19 protein-coding genes and 1 tRNA gene are annotated in these 21,373 nt (G+C 56.9%); 17 read left to right on the top strand and 3 right to left on the bottom strand.

Translation table 11 applies throughout. From position 1 onward, the window contains the following. Positions 1-38: 38 nt before the first annotated feature. From NQ492_RS04355 to NQ492_RS04280, 16 genes are all read left to right on the top strand, one after another. Positions 39-112, top strand: a tRNA-Trp gene (locus NQ492_RS04355). 18 nt (positions 113-130) lie between these two features. Further along, positions 131-328, top strand: a complete 198-nt coding sequence (gene secE, locus NQ492_RS04350; protein WP_015548065.1) for a preprotein translocase subunit SecE — start codon at positions 131-133, stop codon at positions 326-328. A gap of 14 nt (positions 329-342) precedes the next feature. Further along, positions 343-903 carry a transcription termination/antitermination protein NusG gene (nusG, locus tag NQ492_RS04345; RefSeq protein ID WP_015548064.1) on the top strand — a complete coding sequence of 187 codons (561 nt, stop codon included), beginning with the start codon at positions 343-345 and terminating at the stop codon, positions 901-903. Positions 904-919: 16 nt separating this feature from the next. Next, a complete protein-coding gene (rplK, locus tag NQ492_RS04340; RefSeq protein WP_015548063.1) occupies positions 920-1,360 on the top strand; it encodes a 50S ribosomal protein L11 in 441 nt (146 codons plus the stop codon). A gap of 11 nt (positions 1,361-1,371) precedes the next feature. Further along, complete coding sequence (rplA, locus tag NQ492_RS04335) at positions 1,372-2,070, top strand: 50S ribosomal protein L1 (protein ID WP_044054614.1); 699 nt, start codon at positions 1,372-1,374, stop codon at positions 2,068-2,070. Positions 2,071-2,087: 17 nt separating this feature from the next. Then, on the top strand, positions 2,088-2,612 hold the full coding sequence (gene rplJ / locus NQ492_RS04330; protein ID WP_015548062.1) for a 50S ribosomal protein L10: 525 nt from the start codon (positions 2,088-2,090) through the stop codon (positions 2,610-2,612). Between the two features lie 43 nt (positions 2,613-2,655). After that, positions 2,656-3,033, top strand: coding sequence for a 50S ribosomal protein L7/L12 (gene rplL, locus NQ492_RS04325; protein WP_015548061.1), 378 nt, complete (start codon positions 2,656-2,658; stop codon positions 3,031-3,033). A gap of 236 nt (positions 3,034-3,269) precedes the next feature. Further along, positions 3,270-7,130 (top strand): DNA-directed RNA polymerase subunit beta, encoded by a 3,861-nt coding sequence (gene rpoB, locus NQ492_RS04320; RefSeq protein WP_044054613.1) that lies wholly within the window; start codon positions 3,270-3,272, stop codon positions 7,128-7,130. A 36-nt stretch (positions 7,131-7,166) separates the two neighbouring features. Next, on the top strand, positions 7,167-11,426 hold the full coding sequence (gene rpoC, locus NQ492_RS04315) for a DNA-directed RNA polymerase subunit beta' (RefSeq protein WP_015548059.1): 4,260 nt from the start codon (positions 7,167-7,169) through the stop codon (positions 11,424-11,426). A gap of 210 nt (positions 11,427-11,636) precedes the next feature. Continuing rightward, positions 11,637-12,011, top strand: coding sequence for an Arm DNA-binding domain-containing protein (locus NQ492_RS04310; protein WP_229028895.1), 375 nt, complete (start codon positions 11,637-11,639; stop codon positions 12,009-12,011). A 265-nt stretch (positions 12,012-12,276) separates the two neighbouring features. Then, on the top strand, positions 12,277-12,474 hold the full coding sequence (locus NQ492_RS04305) for a tyrosine-type recombinase/integrase (RefSeq protein ID WP_240046636.1): 198 nt from the start codon (positions 12,277-12,279) through the stop codon (positions 12,472-12,474). A gap of 501 nt (positions 12,475-12,975) precedes the next feature. Then, on the top strand, positions 12,976-13,248 hold the full coding sequence (locus tag NQ492_RS04300; protein ID WP_044054612.1) for a plasmid mobilization protein: 273 nt from the start codon (positions 12,976-12,978) through the stop codon (positions 13,246-13,248). Positions 13,249-14,068: 820 nt separating this feature from the next. Continuing rightward, on the top strand, positions 14,069-14,344 hold the full coding sequence (locus NQ492_RS04295) for a hypothetical protein (RefSeq protein WP_015548057.1): 276 nt from the start codon (positions 14,069-14,071) through the stop codon (positions 14,342-14,344). A gap of 100 nt (positions 14,345-14,444) precedes the next feature. After that, positions 14,445-15,170, top strand: coding sequence for an ATP-binding protein (locus NQ492_RS04290; protein WP_050794822.1), 726 nt, complete (start codon positions 14,445-14,447; stop codon positions 15,168-15,170). Next, positions 15,133-16,206 (top strand): DUF3871 family protein, encoded by a 1,074-nt coding sequence (locus NQ492_RS04285; protein WP_015548055.1) that lies wholly within the window; start codon positions 15,133-15,135, stop codon positions 16,204-16,206. The genes NQ492_RS04290 and NQ492_RS04285 overlap by 38 nt, the downstream gene beginning before the upstream one ends. Positions 16,207-16,503: 297 nt before the next feature. Further along, complete coding sequence (locus NQ492_RS04280) at positions 16,504-16,668, top strand: hypothetical protein (protein WP_015548054.1); 165 nt, start codon at positions 16,504-16,506, stop codon at positions 16,666-16,668. Positions 16,669-16,726: 58 nt separating this feature from the next. On the opposite strand, the gene NQ492_RS04275 is transcribed toward NQ492_RS04280, so the two are convergent. Beyond that, positions 16,727-17,077, bottom strand: coding sequence for a hypothetical protein (locus tag NQ492_RS04275; RefSeq protein WP_231839946.1), 351 nt, complete (start codon positions 17,075-17,077; stop codon positions 16,727-16,729). A gap of 144 nt (positions 17,078-17,221) precedes the next feature. Continuing rightward, positions 17,222-18,178 (bottom strand): sulfatase-like hydrolase/transferase, encoded by a 957-nt coding sequence (locus NQ492_RS04270; protein ID WP_231839945.1) that lies wholly within the window; start codon positions 18,176-18,178, stop codon positions 17,222-17,224. Between the two features lie 144 nt (positions 18,179-18,322). Here NQ492_RS04270 and NQ492_RS04265 point away from each other — a divergent pair, with 144 nt between their 5' ends. Continuing rightward, on the top strand, positions 18,323-19,228 hold the full coding sequence (locus NQ492_RS04265) for a PLP-dependent cysteine synthase family protein (protein ID WP_015548052.1): 906 nt from the start codon (positions 18,323-18,325) through the stop codon (positions 19,226-19,228). A 69-nt stretch (positions 19,229-19,297) separates the two neighbouring features. On the opposite strand, the gene NQ492_RS04260 is transcribed toward NQ492_RS04265, so the two are convergent. Next, positions 19,298-21,343, bottom strand: coding sequence for a protein-disulfide reductase DsbD family protein (locus tag NQ492_RS04260; RefSeq protein ID WP_259873795.1), 2,046 nt, complete (start codon positions 21,341-21,343; stop codon positions 19,298-19,300). Positions 21,344-21,373 lie beyond the last annotated feature (30 nt).

Here is a 21,373-nt window from a genome sequence, read left to right as displayed (position 1 = left end):
AGAAAGCAGTACGGGTTACTGTACTCTTTCTGTCACCTAGGAGCATAGTTCAAGGGTAGAATAGCGGTCTCCAAAACCGTTGATGGGAGTTCGAATCTCTCTGCTCCTGCCAAGAGTAAAAGACGAAGATATGTTCAAATACGTTAAAGAATCTTACAACGAGCTTGTAAACAAGGTAACGTGGCCTACGTTTCCGCAGCTCCAGAGTTCTACGATCGTCGTGATGGTGGCTTCGGTCATCTTCGCCGTGGTCGTTCTGGCGATGGACGTGACGTTCGAGAACGTGATGGCAGGCATTTACAAGACCCTGGGCGGTCTTGGCCGTTAATTGTTTGCTGAACGATGAGCGAGATTAAGAAACAGTGGTATGTCGTCCGCGCAATCGGTGGCAAGGAGGGGAAGGTCAAAGAGTATATCGAGGCTGAAATCCGCCACAACCACCTTGAGGACTACATTTCCCAGGTGCTGATCCCTACCGAAAAAGTCTATACCATCCGCAACGGAAAGAAGGTCTCCAAGGAGAAGGTCTCTTATCCGGGCTACGTGCTGGTGGAGGCTGCGTTCGTAGGGCAGATTCCGATTATAATTCGCAATACCCCCAACGTGCTGGGTTTCCTCGGCGACACCAAAGAGGACAGCCGCAAGATGAACGCCACGCCCCTGCGTCCGCAGGAGGTAGCGCGTATTCTCGGCCGCGTCGACGAACTGAACGCACAGGAGGAGGAGAACGAAATACCCTTCTTTGTCGGCGAGACCGTCAAGGTTACGGACGGTCCTTTCTCGAGCTTCCAAGGTACTATCGAGGCAGTCGACAACGAGCGCAAGAAACTCACGGTATCGGTGAAGATATTCGGGCGCAAAACTCCTATGGAGTTGAGTTTCACCCAAGTAGAAAAAGAATAATTAACCAAGGAAAACTATGGCAAAAGAGGTTGCTGCATTTATTAAATTGCAGATCAAAGGTGGTGCCGCCAATCCTTCGCCCCCGGTTGGTCCCGCATTGGGTTCTAAGGGAGTCAATATCATGGACTTCTGCAAGCAATTCAATGCTCGTACGCAGGACAAGGCGGGAAAGGTTCTTCCGGTCATCATCACGGTTTACAGCGATAAGTCGTTCGACTTTGTTGTAAAACAGCCGCCCGTAGCTATCCAGCTCAAGGAAGCAGCTAAAGTGCAGAAAGGTTCCGCGCAGCCCAACCGCGACAAGGTCGGTCAGGTGACGTGGGATCAGATCCGCGAAATCGCGCAGGACAAAATGCCCGATATGAACTGCTTCACGCTGGAATCCGCTATGCGCATGGTTGCCGGTACTGCCCGCAGTATGGGTATCAGTGTCGTCGGAGAATTTCCTAATATGTAATTGCGAAGAAGATGAGTAAGTTGACAAAAAATCAAAAGATCGCCTACGCTAAGGTGGAAGCCGGTAAGGCTTACAAGCTCTCGGAGGCTGCCGCTCTTCTGAAGGAAATTACGTTCACGAAATTCGACGCTTCGGTGGATATCGACGTGCGTCTGGGAGTCGATCCCCGCAAGGCGAACCAGATGGTCCGCGGCGTGGTGACGCTTCCCCACGGAACCGGTAAGACGGTGCGCGTGCTGGTGCTGTGTACTCCCGAGAAGGAGGCCGAGGCACAGGCTGCAGGCGCGGACTATGTAGGTCTGGACGAGTATGTTGACAAGATCAAGGCCGGCTGGACCGACGTTGACGTGATCATCTGTACTCCCAATGTGATGGGTAAAGTCGGTGCGCTGGGCCGTATTCTGGGTCCCCGCGGACTGATGCCGAACCCCAAGACCGGTACGGTTACGATGGAAGTCGGCAAGGCCGTCCAGGAGGTGAAAGCCGGTAAGATCGACTTCAAGGTCGACAAATTCGGTATCATCCACACGACGGTAGGCAAGGTTTCGTTCTCGGCAGATCAGATCGTGGACAACGCGAAAGAGGTGCTGAATATGATTCTCAAGCTGAAACCGGCTGCTGCCAAAGGTTCTTACGTGAAGAGTATTTATCTCTCGACCACCATGAGCCCCGGCGTGCAGATTGATTCCAAATCAGTAGAAACCAAATAAGAAGGAGGAGAGAAGAGATGACTAAGGAAGAAAAACTGGTTGTAATTGACAGCCTTGCCGAGCAGCTCCAGGCTTATCCTCACTTCTATATCGCCGACATCGAGTCGCTGAACGCAGAGCAGACCGCTGCCCTGCGCCGCAAGTGCTTCGAGAGCGACGTGAAGCTGGTGGTCGTTAAGAACACCCTCTTGGGCAAAGCCCTTGAGAAGGTGGAGAAGGCCGATGCTGATCTGGTAAAAGTATTGGAGGGTCCTACCTCGATTATGTTCACCAACGTTGCGAAAGCTCCCGCTGTTTTGATCAAGGAGTTCCGCAAGAAGTCGGAGAAGCCCGTCCTGAAGGCGGCTTTCGCCGAAGGATGCGTTTACGTGGGTGACGATCAGCTGGACGCTCTGTGTAACATCAAGTCGAAGGAAGAGCTTATCGCCGACATCGTCGCACTGCTCCAGTCCCCGGCCAAGAATGTTATCTCTGCATTGCAGGCTAATGCAGGCCAAAAGATTGCGGGCCTCGTGAAGACGCTCGAATCGAGAAACAACTAATTTCACAAACAAGAATCAAAAACAAATTAATAAGCTTACAACTATGGCAGACGTAAAGAAACTTGCTGAAGAACTGGTAAACCTGAAGGTTACCGAGGTAAACGAACTCGCACAGATCCTCAAGGAGGAGTATGGCATTGAGCCGGCTGCTGCCGCTGTTGCCGTTGCAGCTCCCGCTGCAGGCGCAGGCGAGGCTGCTGCCGCCGAGAAGACGTCGTTCGACGTTATCCTGAAGGCTGCAGGTCAGGCCAAGCTCCAGGTTATCAAGGTAGTGAAGGACATCGCAGGTCTTTCGCTGGGCGATGCTAAGGCACTTGTTGACGGTGCTCCCAAGGCCGTTAAGGAGGGTGTTTCCAAGGAGGAGGCTGAGCAGATCAAAGGCCAGCTCGAGGAAGCAGGTGCTGAAGTTGAGCTCAAGTAGCATTGCTGCTTAAGCGTCAATAGAAGACGAACAGGTATAGGGCTTACCGGTGTGTAAGCTCTATGCCTTTTCTTGGTCTAAAGACCGGAAGTGCCGATCAGGAGCTGTGTCCGGTTTTTGGAATATAGGATGCTCCCGGGGCCTGCAAGGCCTTCATACGGGAGCATTGCCGGGATAATGACCCGCACATTTTGGGGAGCGTAACCCATTACACTTCAACTAATTTGGATTTTACGATGTCCGCAGCAAAAACACAACAAAGAATTAGCTTTTCGACAGTAAAAAACCGGGTTCCGTACCCGGATTTGCTGGAGGTACAGCTTAAATCATTCCGGGACTTTTTCCAGATGGACACCACGGCCGAAAACCGTAAGAACGAGGGCCTCTACAAGGTCTTCCAGGAAAATTTCCCCATCACGGATACCCGGAACAATTTCGTTCTGGAGTTTATCGACTACTATATCGACCCGCCCCGTTACTCGATCGAGGAGTGCCTGGAGCGCGGTTTGACGTACAGCGTTCCGCTGAAAGCCAAGCTGAAGCTCTACTGCACGGACGACGAACACGAAGATTTCGGTGTTGTCGTTCAGGACGTGTACTTCGGTACGATCCCCTATATGACCGAACGCGGTACGTTCGTCATCAACGGTGCGGAGCGTGTCATCGTATCCCAGCTGCACCGTTCGCCCGGCGTGTTCTTCGGACAGAGCATGCACACGAACGGCACCAAGCTCTACTCGGCGCGAATCATTCCTTTCAAGGGTTCGTGGATCGAGTTCGCTACGGACATCAACAACGTGATGTATGCGTACATCGACCGTAAGAAGAAACTGCCCGTCACGACGCTGCTGCGCGCCATCGGCTACGAGGCCGACCAGCAGATCCTGGAAATCTTCGACCTGGCGGACGAGGTGAAGGTCAACAAGGCCAACCTCAAGAAGGCCGTGGGCCGCAAGCTGGCCGCGAGGGTGCTCTCGACGTGGGTCGAGGACTTCGTGGACGAGGACACGGGCGAGGTGGTTTCCATCGAACGAAACAACGTGATCGTGGACCGCGAGACGGTTCTCGAGGAGGAGCATGTGGACCAAATCCTCGAAAGCGGCGCCAAGACGATTCTGCTGCACAAGGAGAACCTCTCGGGCATCGACTTCTCGATCATCTACAATACGCTGCAAAAAGACCCGTGCAACTCCGAGAAGGAGGCCGTGGTTTATATTTACAGGCAGCTGCGCGCTTCGGAGCCGCCCGATGAGGCTACGGCGCGCGACGTCATCGAGAAGCTGTTCTTCTCGGACAAACGCTATGACCTGGGCGATGTGGGCCGTTACCGCATCAACAAGAAGCTGGATCTGGACACCGATCCGGCCATCCGCACGCTGACGCGCGAGGACATCATCGCCATCATCAAATACCTGATCCAGCTGATCAACTCGAAGGCCGACGTCGATGACATCGACCACCTGTCGAACCGCCGCGTCCGCACGGTGGGCGAGCAGCTGTCGAATCAGTTCTCGGTCGGTTTCGTGCGCATGGCGCGTACGATCCGCGAGCGCATGAACGTGCGTGACAACGAGGTGTTCACGCCGGTGGACCTGATCAACGCCAAGACCCTTTCGTCGGTGATCAACTCCTTCTTCGGAACCTCGCAGCTCTCGCAGTTCATGGACCAGATCAACCCGCTGGCCGAAATCACGCACAAACGCCGTCTGTCGGCCCTCGGTCCCGGCGGTCTGTCGCGTGACCGCGCCGGTTTCGAGGTGCGGGACGTGCACTACACGCACTACGGACGCCTTTGCCCGATCGAGTCGCCGGAAGGCCCGAACATCGGTCTGATCTCGTCGCTGTGCGTCTATGCGAAGATCTCCCCGATGGGCTTCATCGAGACGCCTTACCGCCGCGTGGAGAACGGCAAGGTCGATATGGACAATTCGCACATCCACTACTATTCGGCCGAGGAGGAGGAAGACCTGGTCGCCGCACAGGCGAACACCCCGATCGACGGGGAGGGCAATTTCCTGGAGCCGGATCGCATCAAGGCGCGTGAAGGCGCCGATTTCCCCGTGGTCACGGCCAGCGAAGTGGACCTGATGGACGTGGCTCCGAACCAGATTGCCTCGATCGCCGCGAGCCTTATCCCGTTCCTGGAGCACGACGACGCCAACCGTGCGCTGATGGGTTCGAACATGATGCGCCAGGCCGTGCCCCTGGTGACTTCGGAAGCCCCGATCGTCGGCACGGGTATCGAGAAGGACATGATCTCCGACAGCCGCATCCAGATCGTTGCCGAGGGCGACGGCGAGGTGGTTTTCGCCGATGCGACGAAGATTCAGATCAAATACGAGCGTACGGAGGACGAGATCCTCGCGTCGTTCGCTCCGGAGGTGACGACCTACACGCTGCCGCGCTACCGTCGCACCAACCAGAATACCTCGGTGACGCTGAAGCCCATCGTGCTGACGGGCGACAAGGTGACGAAGGGGCAGATTCTGACCGAAGGCTACTCGACGCAGCACGGCGAGCTGGCCCTGGGCCGCAACCTCAAGGTGGCGTTCATGCCCTGGAAGGGTTACAACTTCGAGGACGCCATCGTGATCTCGGAGCGTATCCAGCGTGAGGACATCTTCACCTCGGTGCACGTCGACGAATATATCATGGAGGTCCGCGACACCAAGCGCGGTGTCGAGGAGCTTACGTCGGACATTCCCAACGTCTCGGAGGACGCCACGAAGGACCTCGACGCCAACGGTATCGTCCGTGTCGGCGCCAACATCCACCCGGGCGACATCCTGATCGGCAAGATCACCCCGAAGGGCGAGAGCGATCCGTCGCCCGAGGAGAAGCTGCTCCGCGCGATCTTCGGCGACAAGGCCGGCGACGTGAAGGACGCCTCTTTGAAGGCCCAGCCGTCGCTGCACGGCGTGGTGATCGACACCCGTCTTTACAGCCGCGCCAACAAGGAGGGCAAAAAGAGCAAGAGCGCCGAGAAGGCCCAGCTGGACAAGCTCGACGAGAAGTTCGCAGCCGAAATCGCGGAACTTACGAAGCGTCTGGTCGGCAAACTGTGGACGCTGCTTCAGGGCAAGACCTCCACGGGCGTTACGGACTACTTCGGGGTGGAACTCTATCCCGCGGGGACGAAATTCTCGCAGAAGATGCTGGAGGAGATCGCCCGCAAGTCGACGGACGAGAAGACCGGCGTGGTGATGGGGTATCTGAACCTCGGGTCGTGCAACTGGACGGGCGACGCCCACACCGATGCGCTCATCGAGGCCACCATCAACAATTACACCATCGAGTGGAAGAAGGCCGACGCCGCCATCAAGCGCGAGAAGTACAACATCACCAACGGCGACGAGCTTCCGCAGACGGGCGTCATCCAGATGGCCAAGGTCTACATCGCCAAGAAGCGTAAGCTGAAGGTGGGCGACAAGATGGCCGGACGCCACGGTAACAAGGGTATCGTGGCCCGTATCGTGCGCGACGAGGACATGCCGTTCCTCGAGGACGGAACGATCGTCGACATCTGCCTGAACCCGCTGGGCGTGCCTTCGCGAATGAACCTCGGCCAGATTTACGAGACCGTGCTCGGATGGGCCGGCCGCGAGCTGGGCTTGAAGTTCGCCACGCCGATTTTCGACGGCGCTTCGCTCGACCAGATCAACGAATACACCGCGCAGGCGGGTATCCCGCACAGCGGCCGTACGTACCTCTACGACGGCGGCACGGGCGAGATGTTCGACCAGCCGGCTACGGTGGGCGTGATCTACATGCTCAAGCTGGGCCACATGATCGACGACAAGATGCACGCGCGTTCGATCGGTCCCTACTCGCTCATCACGCAGCAGCCGCTCGGCGGTAAGGCGCAGTTCGGCGGTCAGCGTTTCGGTGAGATGGAGGTCTGGGCGCTCGAAGGCTTCGGCGCCGCCAACATCCTGCAGGAGATTCTGACGATCAAGTCCGACGACGTGATGGGCCGCGCCAAGGCGTACGAGGCCATCGTCAAGGGCGAGAATCTGCCCAAACCGGGTATTCCCGAGGCGATGAACGTGCTGCTGCACGAGCTTCGCGGTCTGGCTCTGTCGGTGAAACTCGAGTAAGGTGTATTTTAGAGGAAAAGAAAAACGAGAACAAATATGTCAATTACCAAAGACAATAAACCGAATAATGGTTACAGCCGGATTTCGATCGGCCTGGCCTCCCCCGAGGAGATTCTGGCCCAGTCGAGCGGCGAGGTGCTGAAGCCCGAGACCATTAACTACCGTACCTACAAGCCCGAGCGCGACGGTCTGTTCTGCGAACGGATTTTCGGCCCGGTGAAGGATTACGAGTGCCACTGCGGTAAGTACAAGCGCATCCGCTACAAAGGCATCGTCTGCGACCGCTGCGGCGTGGAGGTGACCGAGAAGAAGGTGCGCCGCGAGCGCATGGGACACATCTCGCTGGTGGTTCCGGTGGTGCACATCTGGTATTTCCGCTCGCTGCCTTCGAAGATCGGCTACCTGCTGGGCATTCCGTCGAAGAAACTCGAGGCGATCATCTACTACGAACGTTACGTCGTGATCAACGCCGGCGCCGCCTCGGAGCAGGGCATCGAGCGTCTGGCCACGCTTTCGGAGAAGGAGTACCTCGACGTGGTGGCCGCGCTGCCGAAGGGCAACCAGTCGCTCGACGATTCGGACCCCAACAAGTTCGTCGCCATGATGGGCGCCGAGGCCGTCTACACGCTGCTGAAGCAGGTGGACCTCGATTCGATGTCCTACGCCCTGCGCCACAAGGCCTCGACCGAGACCTCGCAGCAGCGTAAGTCGGAGGCGCTGAAGTGTCTGAACGTCATCGAGTCGTTCCGCGCCTCGGAGGGCAAGAACAAGCCCGAGTGGATGGTGCTGAACGTGATTCCGGTGATCCCGCCCGAGCTGCGCCCGCTGGTGCCGCTGGACGGCGGACGTTTCGCCACGTCGGACCTGAACGACCTCTACCGCCGCGTCATCATCCGCAACAACCGCCTCAAACGCCTGATCGAGATCAAGGCCCCGGAGGTGATTCTGCGCAACGAGAAGCGCATGTTGCAGGAGGCCGTCGACTCGCTGTTCGACAACTCGCGCAAGAGCAACGCCGTGAAGAACGAGTCGAACCGTCCGCTCAAGTCGCTGTCGGATTCGCTCAAGGGCAAGCAGGGCCGCTTCCGCCAGAACCTGCTGGGTAAGCGTGTCGACTACTCGGCCCGTTCGGTCATCGTCGTCGGTCCCGAGCTGAAGATGCACGAGATGGGCATTCCGAAGGACATGGCCGCCGAACTTTACAAGCCGTTCGTGATCCGCAAGCTCATCGAGCGCGGCATCGTCAAGACGGTGAAGTCGGCCAAGAAGATCATCGACCGCAAGGACCCCGTGATCTGGGGCATTCTGGAGAATGTCATCAAGGGACACCCCGTGCTGATGAACCGCGCCCCGACGCTGCACCGCCTCGGTATCCAGGCGTTCCAGCCCAAACTGATCGAGGGCAAGGCCATGCAGCTGCACCCGCTGGCATGTACGGCGTTCAACGCCGACTTCGACGGCGACCAGATGGCCGTGCACCTGCCGCTGGGCAACGCCGCCATCCTGGAGGCCCAGCTGCTGATGCTGGGTTCGCACAACGTCCTCAATCCCGCGAACGGCGCGCCGATCACGGTCCCTTCGCAGGACATGGTCCTCGGTCTCTACTACATCACCAAGCCCCGCAAGGGCGTGAAGGGCGAAGGCCGCGTATTCTACGGCGCCGAGGAGGCGATCATCGCCTACAACGAGGGCCGGGCCGACCTGCACGCCATCGTGAAGTGTATGGTCGACGACCTGGACGAGCAGGGTAACGAGGTGCGCGTGCTGAAGGAGACGACCATCGGCCGCATCCTCTTCAACCAGGTGGTTCCCAAGGAGGTGGGTTACATCAACGAGATTCTGACGAAGCGTTCGCTGCGCGACATCATCGCCGTGGTGATGAAGAAGGCCGGTGCCGACAAGGTGGCCGCGTTCCTCGACGACATCAAGAATATGGGTTACCGGATGGCCTTCCGCGGCGGTCTGTCGTTCAACCTCGATGCCGTGATCATCCCCGAAGAGAAGGAGAAGCTCGTGCAGGAGGGCTACGAACGTTCGGACTCCATCATGGAGGACTACAACATGGGTCTTATCACCAACAACGAGCGTTACAACCAGATCATCGACGTCTGGACGAATATCAATACCAAGCTGACGAAGGCCGTGATCGAAACGCTGATCAAGGACAACGACGGTTTCAACCCGGTATACATGATGCTCGACTCCGGCGCCCGTGGTTCGAAGGAGCAGATCCGTCAGTTGAGCGGTATGCGCGGTCTGATGGCCAAGCCGCAGAAGTCGGGCGTCGAGGGTGGCCAGCAGGTCATCGAGAACCCGATTCTCTCGAACTTCAAGGAGGGACTTTCGGTGCTGGAGTACTTCATTTCGACCCACGGCGCCCGTAAGGGTCTTGCCGACACCGCCCTGAAGACGGCCGACGCAGGTTACCTGACGCGCCGTCTGGTGGATGTGGCGCAGGACGTGATCATCAACGAGGAGGACTGCGGCACGCTGCGCGGCCTGACGGCTACGGCCATCAAGCGCAACGACGACGTGGTGCAGACCCTCTACGACCGTATTCTGGGCCGTGTGGCCCTGAACGACGTGATTCACCCGCTGACCGGCGAGGTGATCTGCAAGGCCGGCGAGGAGATCACCGAGCCGATCGCCGAAGCCATCGAGAAATCGCCGCTGGAGTCGGTGGAGATCCGTTCGGTGCTGACCTGCGAGTCGCGCCGCGGCGTCTGCGCGAAGTGCTACGGCCGCAACCTGGCCACGGCCCGCATGGTTCAGAAGGGCGAGGTCGTCGGCGTCATCGCCGCGCAGTCCATCGGCGAGCCGGGTACGCAGCTGACCCTGCGTACGTTCCACGTCGGCGGTGTGGCCGGCGGCACGGCTGTCGAGACCAACGTCGTTTCGAAATACGAAGGCCGTCTGGAGATCGACGAGCTGCGCACCGTCAAGGGCAAGAATGCAGCCGGCGAGGCGATCGACATCGTTATTTCGCGTCAGTCGGAGTTCCGCATCGTCGACCCCAAGACCGACATCGTCCTCTATACGCACAACCTGCCCTACGGCGCGACGCTCTTCATGGCGGACGGCTCCGAGGTCAAGAAGGGCGACCTGATCTGCGAGTGGGACCCCTACAACGCCGTTATCATTTCGGAGTACGAGGGTAAGGCCTCCTACGAGAGCGTTATCGAGGGTATCACCTACCGCGACGAGCGCGACGAGCAGACGGGCCTTTCGGAGAAGGTCGTGATCGAGTCGAAGGACAAGACCAAGAACCCCGTCATCAAGATCGTCGACCGCGAAGGTCTGGAGGTCAAGCAGTACAACCTGCCCGTGGGCGCCCACGTGGTCGTGAAGGACAACGCCCGCATCAAGGCCGGCGACATCCTGATCAAGATTCCGCGCGCCGTCGGCAAGTCGGGCGGCGACATCACCGGCGGTCTGCCGCGTGTTACGGAGCTGTTCGAGGCCCGCAACCCGTCGAACCCCGCCATCGTATCGGAGATCGACGGCGAGGTGGCGTTCGGCAAGATCAAGCGCGGTAACCGCGAGATCATCATCACCTCGAAGCAGGGCGACGTGAAACGCTATCTGGTTCCCCTGTCGCGTCAGATCATCGTGCAGGAGAACGACTACGTGAAGGCCGGCAGCCCGCTGTCGGACGGTGCGATCACCCCGAGCGACATCCTCAATATCCTCGGCCCGACGAAGGTGCAGGAGTACATCGTCAACGAGGTGCAGGAGGTGTACCGCATGCAGGGTGTGAAGATCAACGACAAGCACTTCGAGGTCATCGTCCGCCAGATGATGAACAAGGTGAAGATCGAGGACCCGGGAGACACCCGTTTCTTCGAGGATCAGGTTGTCGACAAGTGGGAGTTCATGGATGTGAACGACGAGTTGTACGACAAGGTGGTCGTCACCGACGCGGGCGATTCGACATCGTTGCAGCCCGGGCAGATCGTTTCGCTGCGTAAGCTGCGCGACGAGAATTCGAGCCTCAAGCGCCGCGACCAGCAGCCGGTGCAGGTGCGCGACATCGTGCCCGCGACTTCGACCCAGGTGTTGCAGGGTATCACCCGCGCCGCACTCCAGACTTCGAGCTTCATCTCGGCGGCTTCGTTCCAGGAGACGACCAAGGTGCTGAACGAGGCGGCCATCCAGGCCAAGGTCGATCCGCTGGAGAACCTCAAGGAGAACGTGATCTGCGGTCACCTGATCCCCGGCGGTACGGGCCTGCGCGACTACGACGACCTCGTAGTCGGTTCGAAGGCCGATCTGGAGTCGCTCCAGCAGGCGCAGTAGCCGAAGACGAAGGGGGGGGCTATGGCGACGACGTGTCGCCGGGCAGTTGCCCTTCGTGTACATATCGAAAAAAGCCGCTCCCGAAAGGGTGCGGCTTTTTGTAGGAGCAGTACAATGCATAAAAGTGTAAATGTTTTGTTTACAGGTATTTAATGTATTGATTTCCGTAGGTTCCGAAACACTCAAAGGCAGAATCGGGCAGGTTTAACGGTGAGTTGTATTACTTATCCGTTACCTGCCCGAAATGCTTTATTTCGCATTAAAGCGCTTGTTTTTCAGCTTGTTGTGCCGAATTCTCGCATGCCAAATAACTTGACTAAACGTTTAACCCATCCAACAAGTTCAAGTTATTATGCAACGCAGCACGTTCAAAGTCCTTTTCTACGTAAAAAGGCAGTCGGAGAAATCGGGCCAGATTCCCGTCATGGCCGTATTACGATCAACGGTACGATGTCGCAGTTCAGCTGCAAACTCACCGTTCGTTCTTCTTTTTGGGATACCAAGGCAAATAAAGCAGCCGGCAAAAGCCTCGAAGCCCAACGCATCAACCGAATGTCTTCGTCTTCTGCGCATTTACAGGTTTAAGCTATGCGAACGTTTCGAAACTGACCCATACAGATATTCATACAGACGACAACGGGGATCGTTGGATCATCGACAAGCGTCAGAAGACGGGTACACAGTTCCGTGTCAAACTTCTCCCCGTTGCTGAAATGATTTACGACTGTTATAAGGACATGCACCTCTCGGGAGACAGGGCCTTCCCGCTCAAAGGCACCTATAATACGTTGAATATGTCGTTACGGCATGTTACCAGGCATGCCGGTTGCCGTTCAATCCGACGATCCATGTGGCCCGGCATACATTTGCCACGACGGTCACGCTCACGCAGGGCGTACCGTTGGAAACCGTATCGAAGATGCTGGGACATAAACATATCACCACGACCCAAATTTACGCCCAAATCACCAACGACAAGATCGGACAAGATATGACGGCATTGAGCGGAGAAATTCAACCGTGTTTTCAAGGTCGCGCAGCAACCTAATATTCAAGCAATTCCCAGCCGGCGAGAAAGACGATATTCTGCGCCCCGGACGCTACCCTGCGAACGCTCTCCAAATCCACGACCGGAACACTTATGCTGATAGCCAGCAAATAACCTGTGAAGGGAATTTTCCGATGCCATTCTTCTGACGACATAAGGCAGTGCATAATTAAGAGTTTTTTATAAGCGATAAATTAAAGAATTCTTGTGTTCATGAATTTGTGATTTTGGTGATTCACGACTGTATTCATTCGTGAACGACTTCTTTTATGCAGAGGAGATGGGAGGCGTTCCTGCCTGCCATATCGATTCCATGAATGACTTGTAAAAGGAATGTAGGAAAGAGGGTTTTGAATCTCGCGTTTCATCTTTTGATAGTGAAAGATTTTATTTGTGATGCATTCGGGTTTTATGTCCGCTCCAGTCCGTTCGGCGGTTTTTTTCGTGCCGGACGGTTGTAATATTACACCCCGGAACTGATCCGGCTATGGAAGCCGATTTATCGTAAAATGTATCTTCGCCGAGGAGTTCATCATCATCAGACGCGCCCCTTCGAAAGTGCAGTTCATCGCTCGACACAACGAGTTTTATTTTCAATTTCAGAAACTGGCCAATAACTATAACCAGATTGTAAAGGTCGTCAATGCGCACTTTTCCAACATTGCGATCCCGCATCAGATTGCCATGTTGGAACAACAGACACGCGAATTGAAAGTCCTAAGCATCGAAATTCTCAACCCCGCAAAACAGGCTAAGGAATGGTTGCGAATATAAGGTCGGGCCCCTCGCCCAGTGGAGCGTTGTATTATAACAAGGAGAAAGTGGATAAGGATAAAGCGGAAGTACTCTTTGGGCAGAAGATGTTAGAGCTGTTCGACAAATATGGACAGTGGATGTTGTACCTCGATTAACAAACAGAAATGATTGCGTCAGTGTACCATAAAATACGTGTAAATTTGCTTTTAATTCAAACAACGCATCTATTTAATATGTTGGTAAAAATGGTGCAAAGCAGATAATATTTTAATAGTGTAGGCGAAATTCTAGAGTTTTCATTAATATTTCCGAGCATACCACAGGATGTAGATATGATTAATTTGATTGAAGGACCAAAAAGTGAATGGCAATTTTTTGGAATTCATCTTAAATAGTATAAGATTATCTTTGTTTCCTTTAGTTGCTATACATTTCTAGTTCAATTAGAATAATCGTATTAAATATGGCGTAACCAAATCTCCTAAGTCGTTGTAACAAAATTCGTTCAAATCCTCACCTGCAGAACAAAAAAGTTGCACATTTTTTTGCAAATCCCTGTCCAAATTCAACTTTCCTATCATAATGGAAGAGAAATGCGGATGTTGTATAGTGGAGATACCGATAAATAGCAATATGATGTTGTTATTAATGATATTACAAGGTTAAGCCAAGCCAAATTTTCACCACAAAAAATTTTTGCAACTCCCCGAAATTGTTCGAGCGCAGGATATTCCCCGAATACCCCCCCCCGCTTTGCGGGATTGGGGTGCGACCCCGGCTATCCTCCGGGGATAATCATATTATTTCCGCGTATTGTCGAATCTCAAATTTTATGGCTATGACAAACACACTCAAATTCCTGCGGACCTTCACTCTCGACGAGTTCAAGGAGTGGAAAGGTATTCTGCAAATCCGTATCATCCGCAACGAGCAGACGGGAAAGTATTTCTTCGGATATGGCGATAAGGCGGGCGCCGTTACCTCGAAGTATCCCGCAGAACCGCTCGATCATCCCGTCGTTTCGGAGGTGATCTCCGAGGAGAGCGGCGAGCAGTTTCTCCTGCTTCACAATGCCGGGGATAACCCGCAGTTCACCACGGTTGCCACGCTGTAACCTTGTCTATCTTTCCATCGAAAGGCTGTTCCTCCACTCCGGGGGAGCGGCCTTTTTATTATGCTATTACGAGTTCAACCAAATCCAATTTCATTTCATCATGCAATTACGCCATTCACAACGCCGGGCAGCCAAGATGCGGTTAGCCCTGCAAGGAGCTTCGGGATCGGGCAAGACCTATTCGTCGCTCCTTATCGCCCACGGCATGACCTCCGACTGGTCCAAAATCGCTGTCATTGACACCGAGAACGGGAGTGCGGACCTCTATGCCCACTTGGGAGCCTACAACGTGCTCTCCCTCTCGGAGCCTTACAATCCCGAGAAATACATCGACGCCATCGGTATCTGCGAAAGCGCAGGCATGGAGGTTATCATCATCGACAGCATCTCCCATTGCTGGGATTACCTGCTGGATTTCCACGCCAATCTGCAAGGCAACTCCTTCGCCAACTGGGCCAAGGTCACGCCCCGGCAGAACGCCTTTATCCAGCGGATTCTCAACTCCTCGTGTCATGTGATCTGTACGATGCGGAGCAAGCAGGAGTACGTGCTCAACGAGCGCAACGGCAAGATGATCCCCGAGAAAGTGGGGCTTAAAGCCGTACAGCGGGATAATGTCGACTACGAGTTCACCATCGTATTCGATGTCAACATGAAGCACTATGCTTTGGCTTCCAAGGACCGCACGGAGCTTTTCGCCGGGAAGGCGGAGTTTCCGCTGACTGAACAAGTCGGGATGCAGATTCTCGACTGGTGCAACCAATGTCGAACCCAACCCTCCGCAAATTATGGAACAAGCTATCCCGCGGGCAGAGTCGCACAGTAACAACGTACTGCCCTTTACGCTCCGTGAAGATGCACGGGATGCAACACAGCTGATTATCCCCTCGCCCTCGTTCGGGGAAGAAGAGGAATCCCCGTTCCGGGAAACTCCCGAAGAACAGCCCCGCAAGCCTTTCATCGAGGCCAATACCAAGGCTGTTACACTCAGCCACCTCCAGAACGATTGCATTACCCCGGTCTTCTCCAGGGACAACGAGGTGACCATCTCGCACAATCAGTTCATCGAAACCATGTGGGAGTGTGCGCAGCGGATGTTCCGAAGCTGTACGGTGGAAGAGCCCGAAATACGGGTGAGCCATATCGTCAAGGGACGGACACCCGAAGCCATCCACAAGGCCGTAAAGGACCTTACCGACGAGGACAAGACCATCTATTACGAGCGGATGATGTTCTGCATCGAGATACCCGCCATAACGGAGGTTATCGACGGATGCAGGCTCAACTTGACCGTAGGAGGTGTAAGGGCCTACAACCAGGAGAACCTTTACAGTAAGAAAGGCTTCGAGAAATTCAAAGTCTTTATCGGGTTCAAGAACATGGTTTGTTGCAATATGTGTGTGGCCACGGACGGACTGGCCGGGGAGATGCGGGTGACGAATACGCAGGAGTTGACAGCCAAGATTACGGAGCTGATCGTAAGCTACAATGCCAGGCGGCATTTGGAGCGGATGCGGGCGTTACTCGATACCTCCATGTCGGAAAGTCAGTTCGCGCAGATGGTGGGAAAGGCACGGTTGTATCAGTTCCTGCCGCCTGCTCAACGCAAGCAGCTCCCGGAATTCGAATTCACGGACTGCCATCTGAACACCATCGCAAGGGCCTATTACAACGATACGGCGTTTGCGTGCGACAGACAGCGGGAGATTGACCTATGGAGGGTGTTCAACCTCTTTACCGGAGCCAACAAGTCCAGCTACATCGATTCGTTCCTCGCAAGAAGCCGGAATGCGACGGTATTCACGGAGGGAGTGGCAAAGGCGCTCATCGGGGAACCCGAGTACAGGTGGTTTGTTGAGTAAAAACCGCTTGGATATGATACGGCTATTCTACAAGGTATTCTTCGGATACCTGCTGAAATGGTGGGGGTAACCTGTTCAAATATTGAATTAAAGGATGCCGGTTGGAATACTTTTTTGCGAAATAACGAGTGTAACTTATTGAAATACAATTCTAATTATCGGAGGTTCGAGTCCTCCTCCCGCTACCAAAGCGGACAATTCTACGGAGTTGTCCGTTTTTTTGTTTGCCGGAATGGATGGTCGGGCAAACGGCGCGCTATTTGCAGCAGGAGTCGATACCATAAAATTTCCAAAGCCATGAAAGAGAACAAAGACACCGCCTGCGAACCTTGCGAGCAGAATTTCGAGCGTAACATCAATCGTTTGGTTAAAGAGGGCAAGGCTCCGACGCCCAAAGCCCGTCAGCAGAAAGAGCATGAAGTGAAATCGGCTTTCGCCGAAACCGGGAAGGAGCGTAAATAGTCCGTTTCCCGTGCCGCAAAGGCAAGGGGCAGGTCCGGACGGACCTGCCCTTCGTCGTTTATTCGGCCCTGCCTGCCGGACGCCTGTTCCTGCCGGGCATTCCCCGCAGGTCGTCGCCCAGGTCCTCGCGCGCCGCATCGGCGATCCGCATCAGCTCCTCGACCACTTCGGGATGCTGGTTCTGAACGTCGTAGCGTTCGCCGGGGTCGCGGCGCATGTCGTAGAGCGCCAGCGGGAATTCGTGCCCTTCGGCCACCTTGCCCGGGCGTCCGCCGTTGCCGGGCGGGAATGCTTCGTAACTGCGGCCCGGATGGGCGAACACGAGTTTGTAGTGTCCGTCGCGCACGGCTTCCAGGCTGTTTTTCCGGTAGTAGAACAGGAACGACGTGCGTGGCGCGGCGTCCGGCACGCCCTCGAACAGGCTGCGGATGCTTACGCCGTCGATTTGCTTCGCCGGGAGCGGCGTGCCCGCGATCTCCGCGAAGGTCGGCAGCAGGTCGATGGACGAGGCCAGCTGGTTGCAGATCGTTCCGGCGGGTGTCGTCCCCGGCCATCACACGATGCACGGCACGCGCTGCCCGCCTTCGAAGGTGGTTCCCTTGCCTTCGCGAAGACCGCCCGTCGAGCCGGCGTGGTCGCCGTAGTTGATCCACGGCCCGTTGTCCGAAGTGAGCACGACGATCGTATTGGAGGCCGCGCCGCTCTTTTCCAGCGCCTTGAGCACTTCGCCCACGCTCCAGTCGATCTCCATCATCACGTCGCCGTACAGTCCCTGCTCGCTTTTGCCCTTGAACTTGTCCGAGACGAAGAGCGGCACGTGCGGCATGGAGTGGGCCAGGTAGAGGAAGAACGGGCCTTCGGACCTGCGTGTGATGAAATCGACGGCATGTTCCGTGTACCGGGTGGTGAGCTGCGCCTGGTCCGCGGCCGAGACCGACGGGTTGACGACCTTGCGCCCTTCGTACAGCGGCAGCGGCGGATAGGACGACGTCTGCGGATGGTGGGGCCACATGTCGTTGGAGTAGGGCAGCCCGAAGTATTCGTCGAAACCGTGGTCGAGGGGCATAAGCCCCGGGCGGCATCCCACGTGCCATTTGCCGACGATGGCGGTTGCGTAGCCGGCTTTCTTCAGGTTTTCGGCCATGGTCTCCTCGTCGGGGTTGAGTCCTGTTTTCGATTTCGGACCGAGCGCCCCGGCGAATCCGATGCGGTTGGGGTAGCATCCCGTCAGAAGCCCGGCGCGCGAAGCGCTGCTGACAGCCTGGGCGCTGTAATAATTGGTGAAGCGCATGCCTTCGGCGCAGAGCCGGTCGATGTTGGGCGTCCGGTATCCGGTGGCCCCCGTTGCGGTCAGGTCGCCGTAGCCCATGTCGTCGAGGTGGATGAGCACGATGTTCGGCGGCTGTTGTCCGGGGCGTTTCGGGTGTGCGTCGGCGTGCTGTGCCGCAGGAATTCCGGCGAAGGTCAGCAGCGCCATGCCGGCGGCCGGCCTGAATCTCGATGGGTTCATTCGGGTAGGGTGGGTCCTTGTCCGGGGATGCCGTTTCGTGAGGCCGGGACCCGTTTGTCTTCACGAGACGGACGTGACATTTCACAAAATTAATCTTTTTTCCGGAAAATGATTATCTTTACGCGGTTTAATGAGCGGTGATTTATGGTTAAAAAGAATATTCTGGGGACCATCGGCACGACCCCGATGGTGCGGATCAACCGGCTGTGCCCCAATCCGAACGTGAAAATATTCGCCAAACTCGAAGGCTTCAATCCTACGGGAAGCATCAAGGACCGCATTGCGCTGCGGATGATCGAGGCCGCCGAGCGGGACGGACGGCTGACGCCCGGCAAGACGATCATCGAACCCACATCGGGCAACACGGGCATCGGGCTGGCCATCGTGGGGATCGTCAAGGGCTATCCCGTGGAGATCGTGATGAGCGAAGCGGTGTCGATCGAACGGCGGAAGATCATCCGCTCCTACGGTGCGAAGGTGATTCTGACACCCGCCGAGGAGGGGACCGACGGGGCGATCCGCCTGGCGCGGAAAAAGGTCGCCGACGCTCCCGGCAGGTATTTCATGCCCGACCAGTTCGCCAACGCCAGCAACTACCTGGCCCACTACCAGTCGACGGCGCTGGAGATCTGGCAGCAGACCGGCGGCAACATCGACTACCTCGTCTGCGCCATCGGGACTTCGGGGACGCTGATGGGTCTTTCGCGTTTCCTCAAGGTGATGAAGCCCGACATCAAGGTCGTCTGCGCACAGCCGATCCGCGGCCACTACATTCAGGGGCTCAAGAACATGGAGGAGGCCATCGTGCCCGACATCTACGATCCGTCGCAGATCGACGTGCAGGAGATGATCGAGAGCGAGGAGGCGATCTCCATGGCCCGGGAAATCATCCGCAGGGAGGCGATCTTCGCCGGCATGTCGAGCGGCGCGGCGATGCTGGCTGCGGTGCGTACGGCGCAGAAGATCGAGCGGGGCAATATCGTCGTGGTTTTCCCCGACCGGGCCGAGAAGTACTTGAGCACGACGATGTTCGACGAGTTCTCGGACTGATCCTCCGTCCGGAATGCTGAAAAAGCCTGCGGCCGTTTCGGCCGCAGGCTTTTTTCGGGGCGGGAATCCCTATTTCTGCCTGTCGTAGGCTTCGACGCCGCTGCGGAGGAAATCGACGAATCCCTGCACGTCGAGGTCGTAGCCGCGGGGCGGAACCAACTCCTTCCCGCCGCGCCCCTGCAACACGTAGTAGGGCTGGGCGTTGACCCCGAAGGTCTTCAGCGCGTAGTAGGAGTTGATTTTGCCGAGGCTCTTGAGCACCTTGCCCGCATCGGTGGTCACCCATTCGCTCTCGGGAAGCACTTTCTTGTCGTCGGAGTAGAGCGCCACGATCACGTAGTCGTTGCGCAGGATGTCCAGCACCTGCGGGTCGGACCATACGCGGGCCTCCATTTCGCGGCAGTTGACGCATCCGTGGCCCGTGAAGTCGATGAAGAGCGGCTTGCCGACCTTGGCGGCGTATGCCTCGGCCTCCTTGAGATCGAAGAATCCTTCGAGGTTGTGCGGCAGGTGGAGGAAGTCGCTGTGTTTGGGTTTCTGTCCGTCGACGGTCAGCAGCATGCGCGCCTCGCCGCCTGCCGGGGCCGGTCCGGAGCCGTCCTGTTGTCCGATGACGAAGTCCTGCGTGTGCAGGGGCGGCAGGTAGCCCGAAAGACCTTTGAGCGGGGCGCCCCACATGCCGGGGACGAGGTAGACGACGAACGAGAAGGTGACGATGGCCAGCGCCAGGCGTCCTACGCCGAGGTAGGGCATGTCGCTGTCGTGGGCGAACTTGATTTTGCCCAGCAGGTAGAGACCCAGCAGCGAGAAGGTCACGATCCACACGGCGAGGTAGATCTCCCGGTCGAGCAGTCCCCAGTGGTAGGTCTGGTCGGCCACCGAGAGGAACTTCATGCCCAGCGCGACTTCGATGAATCCCAGCACGACTTTCACCGAATTGAGCCATCCGCCGCTCTTGGGCAGCTTCTTGAGCATCGAGGGGAAGAAGGCGAAGAGGGTGAACGGCAGCGCGAAGGCGACGGAGAAGGCCAGCATCGTCACGATCGGACTCCAGAACTCTCCGGCGGTGGATTTGATCAGCACCGAGCCGACGATGGGTCCGGTGCACGAGAACGACACCAGCACGAGCGTCAGGGCCATGAAGAAGATGCCGGCAAGGCCTTTGGAGTCGGCTTTGGAGTCGGTTTTATTGACCATCCACGAGGGCATCGTGATCTCGAACGCGCCGAAGAACGATGCGGCGAAGACCATGAACACCAGGAAGAAGAGGATGTTCGGGAGCCAGTGCGTGGCCAGCCAGTTGAAGATGTCGGCCGTCACGGCGTCGCCGCCCACCAGGCGGGTGATCAGGATGATCGCCGCGATGGGCAGCGTGTAGAGGGCCACGATGAAGAACCCGTACATGCCGGCGCGGATGCGGCCCAGCGCGGGGCTTCCGGAGCCTTTCATAAAGAACGAGACGGTCATCGGGACCATCGGGAAGACGCAGGGGGTCAGGAGGGCGGCGAAGCCCCACAGAATGGCTTCGATGATCAGCCCCCACAGCGAGCCGCCGCCTGCGGCGTCCTTCTGTGCGGGAGCGATTTCGGCCGCAGGGACGGTTTCCGATGCCGCGGCGCTCTCCTTGGCCGGAGTTTCCGCGGGCTGCACGGCGGGCGTCGCACCTGCGGGCAGGGTGATCGTCAGTTCCGTGTCGTCGGGCGGCAGGCAGCTCGTATCGTTGCAGATCATCCATGCGAGTTCCGCTTTGACGGTCGCCTGCGGGGCCGTGAGTTTCACGCTCTGGGCGAACTGCGCCTTTCGGGCGAAGGTTCCGATCTCCATTCCGAACGTTTTGTCGTAGTGGCGTTCGGGACGGGTCAGCTGCTCGACGCCTCCTTCGAGGACGGCGCCTTCGCCCGGGGTGAAGGTGATCGTCGTGGCGTTGGGCCCGCCCTCGTAGGGTCCCATGTCGTACATGTGCCAGGGAGCCGGAATGGATGCTTCCAGCACGATCCGGTAGGTCTGGCCGTCGAGGTGCTGCACCGAGCTTTTCCAGCTGACGCTCTGCGCCGAGACGGTCGTGGCGATCATTGCGGCAAGGACCGGCAGGAGGGTGCGAATCAGTTTGTACATAGTCGTGTCGCTTTTTATATTTCGGACAAA

It is taken from the genome of Alistipes shahii WAL 8301, assembly GCF_025145845.1.
Taxonomy (GTDB): domain Bacteria; phylum Bacteroidota; class Bacteroidia; order Bacteroidales; family Rikenellaceae; genus Alistipes; species Alistipes shahii.
The sequence above is the reverse complement of the archived record's forward strand: the minus strand, read 5'-3'. Positions and strand labels throughout refer to the sequence as shown.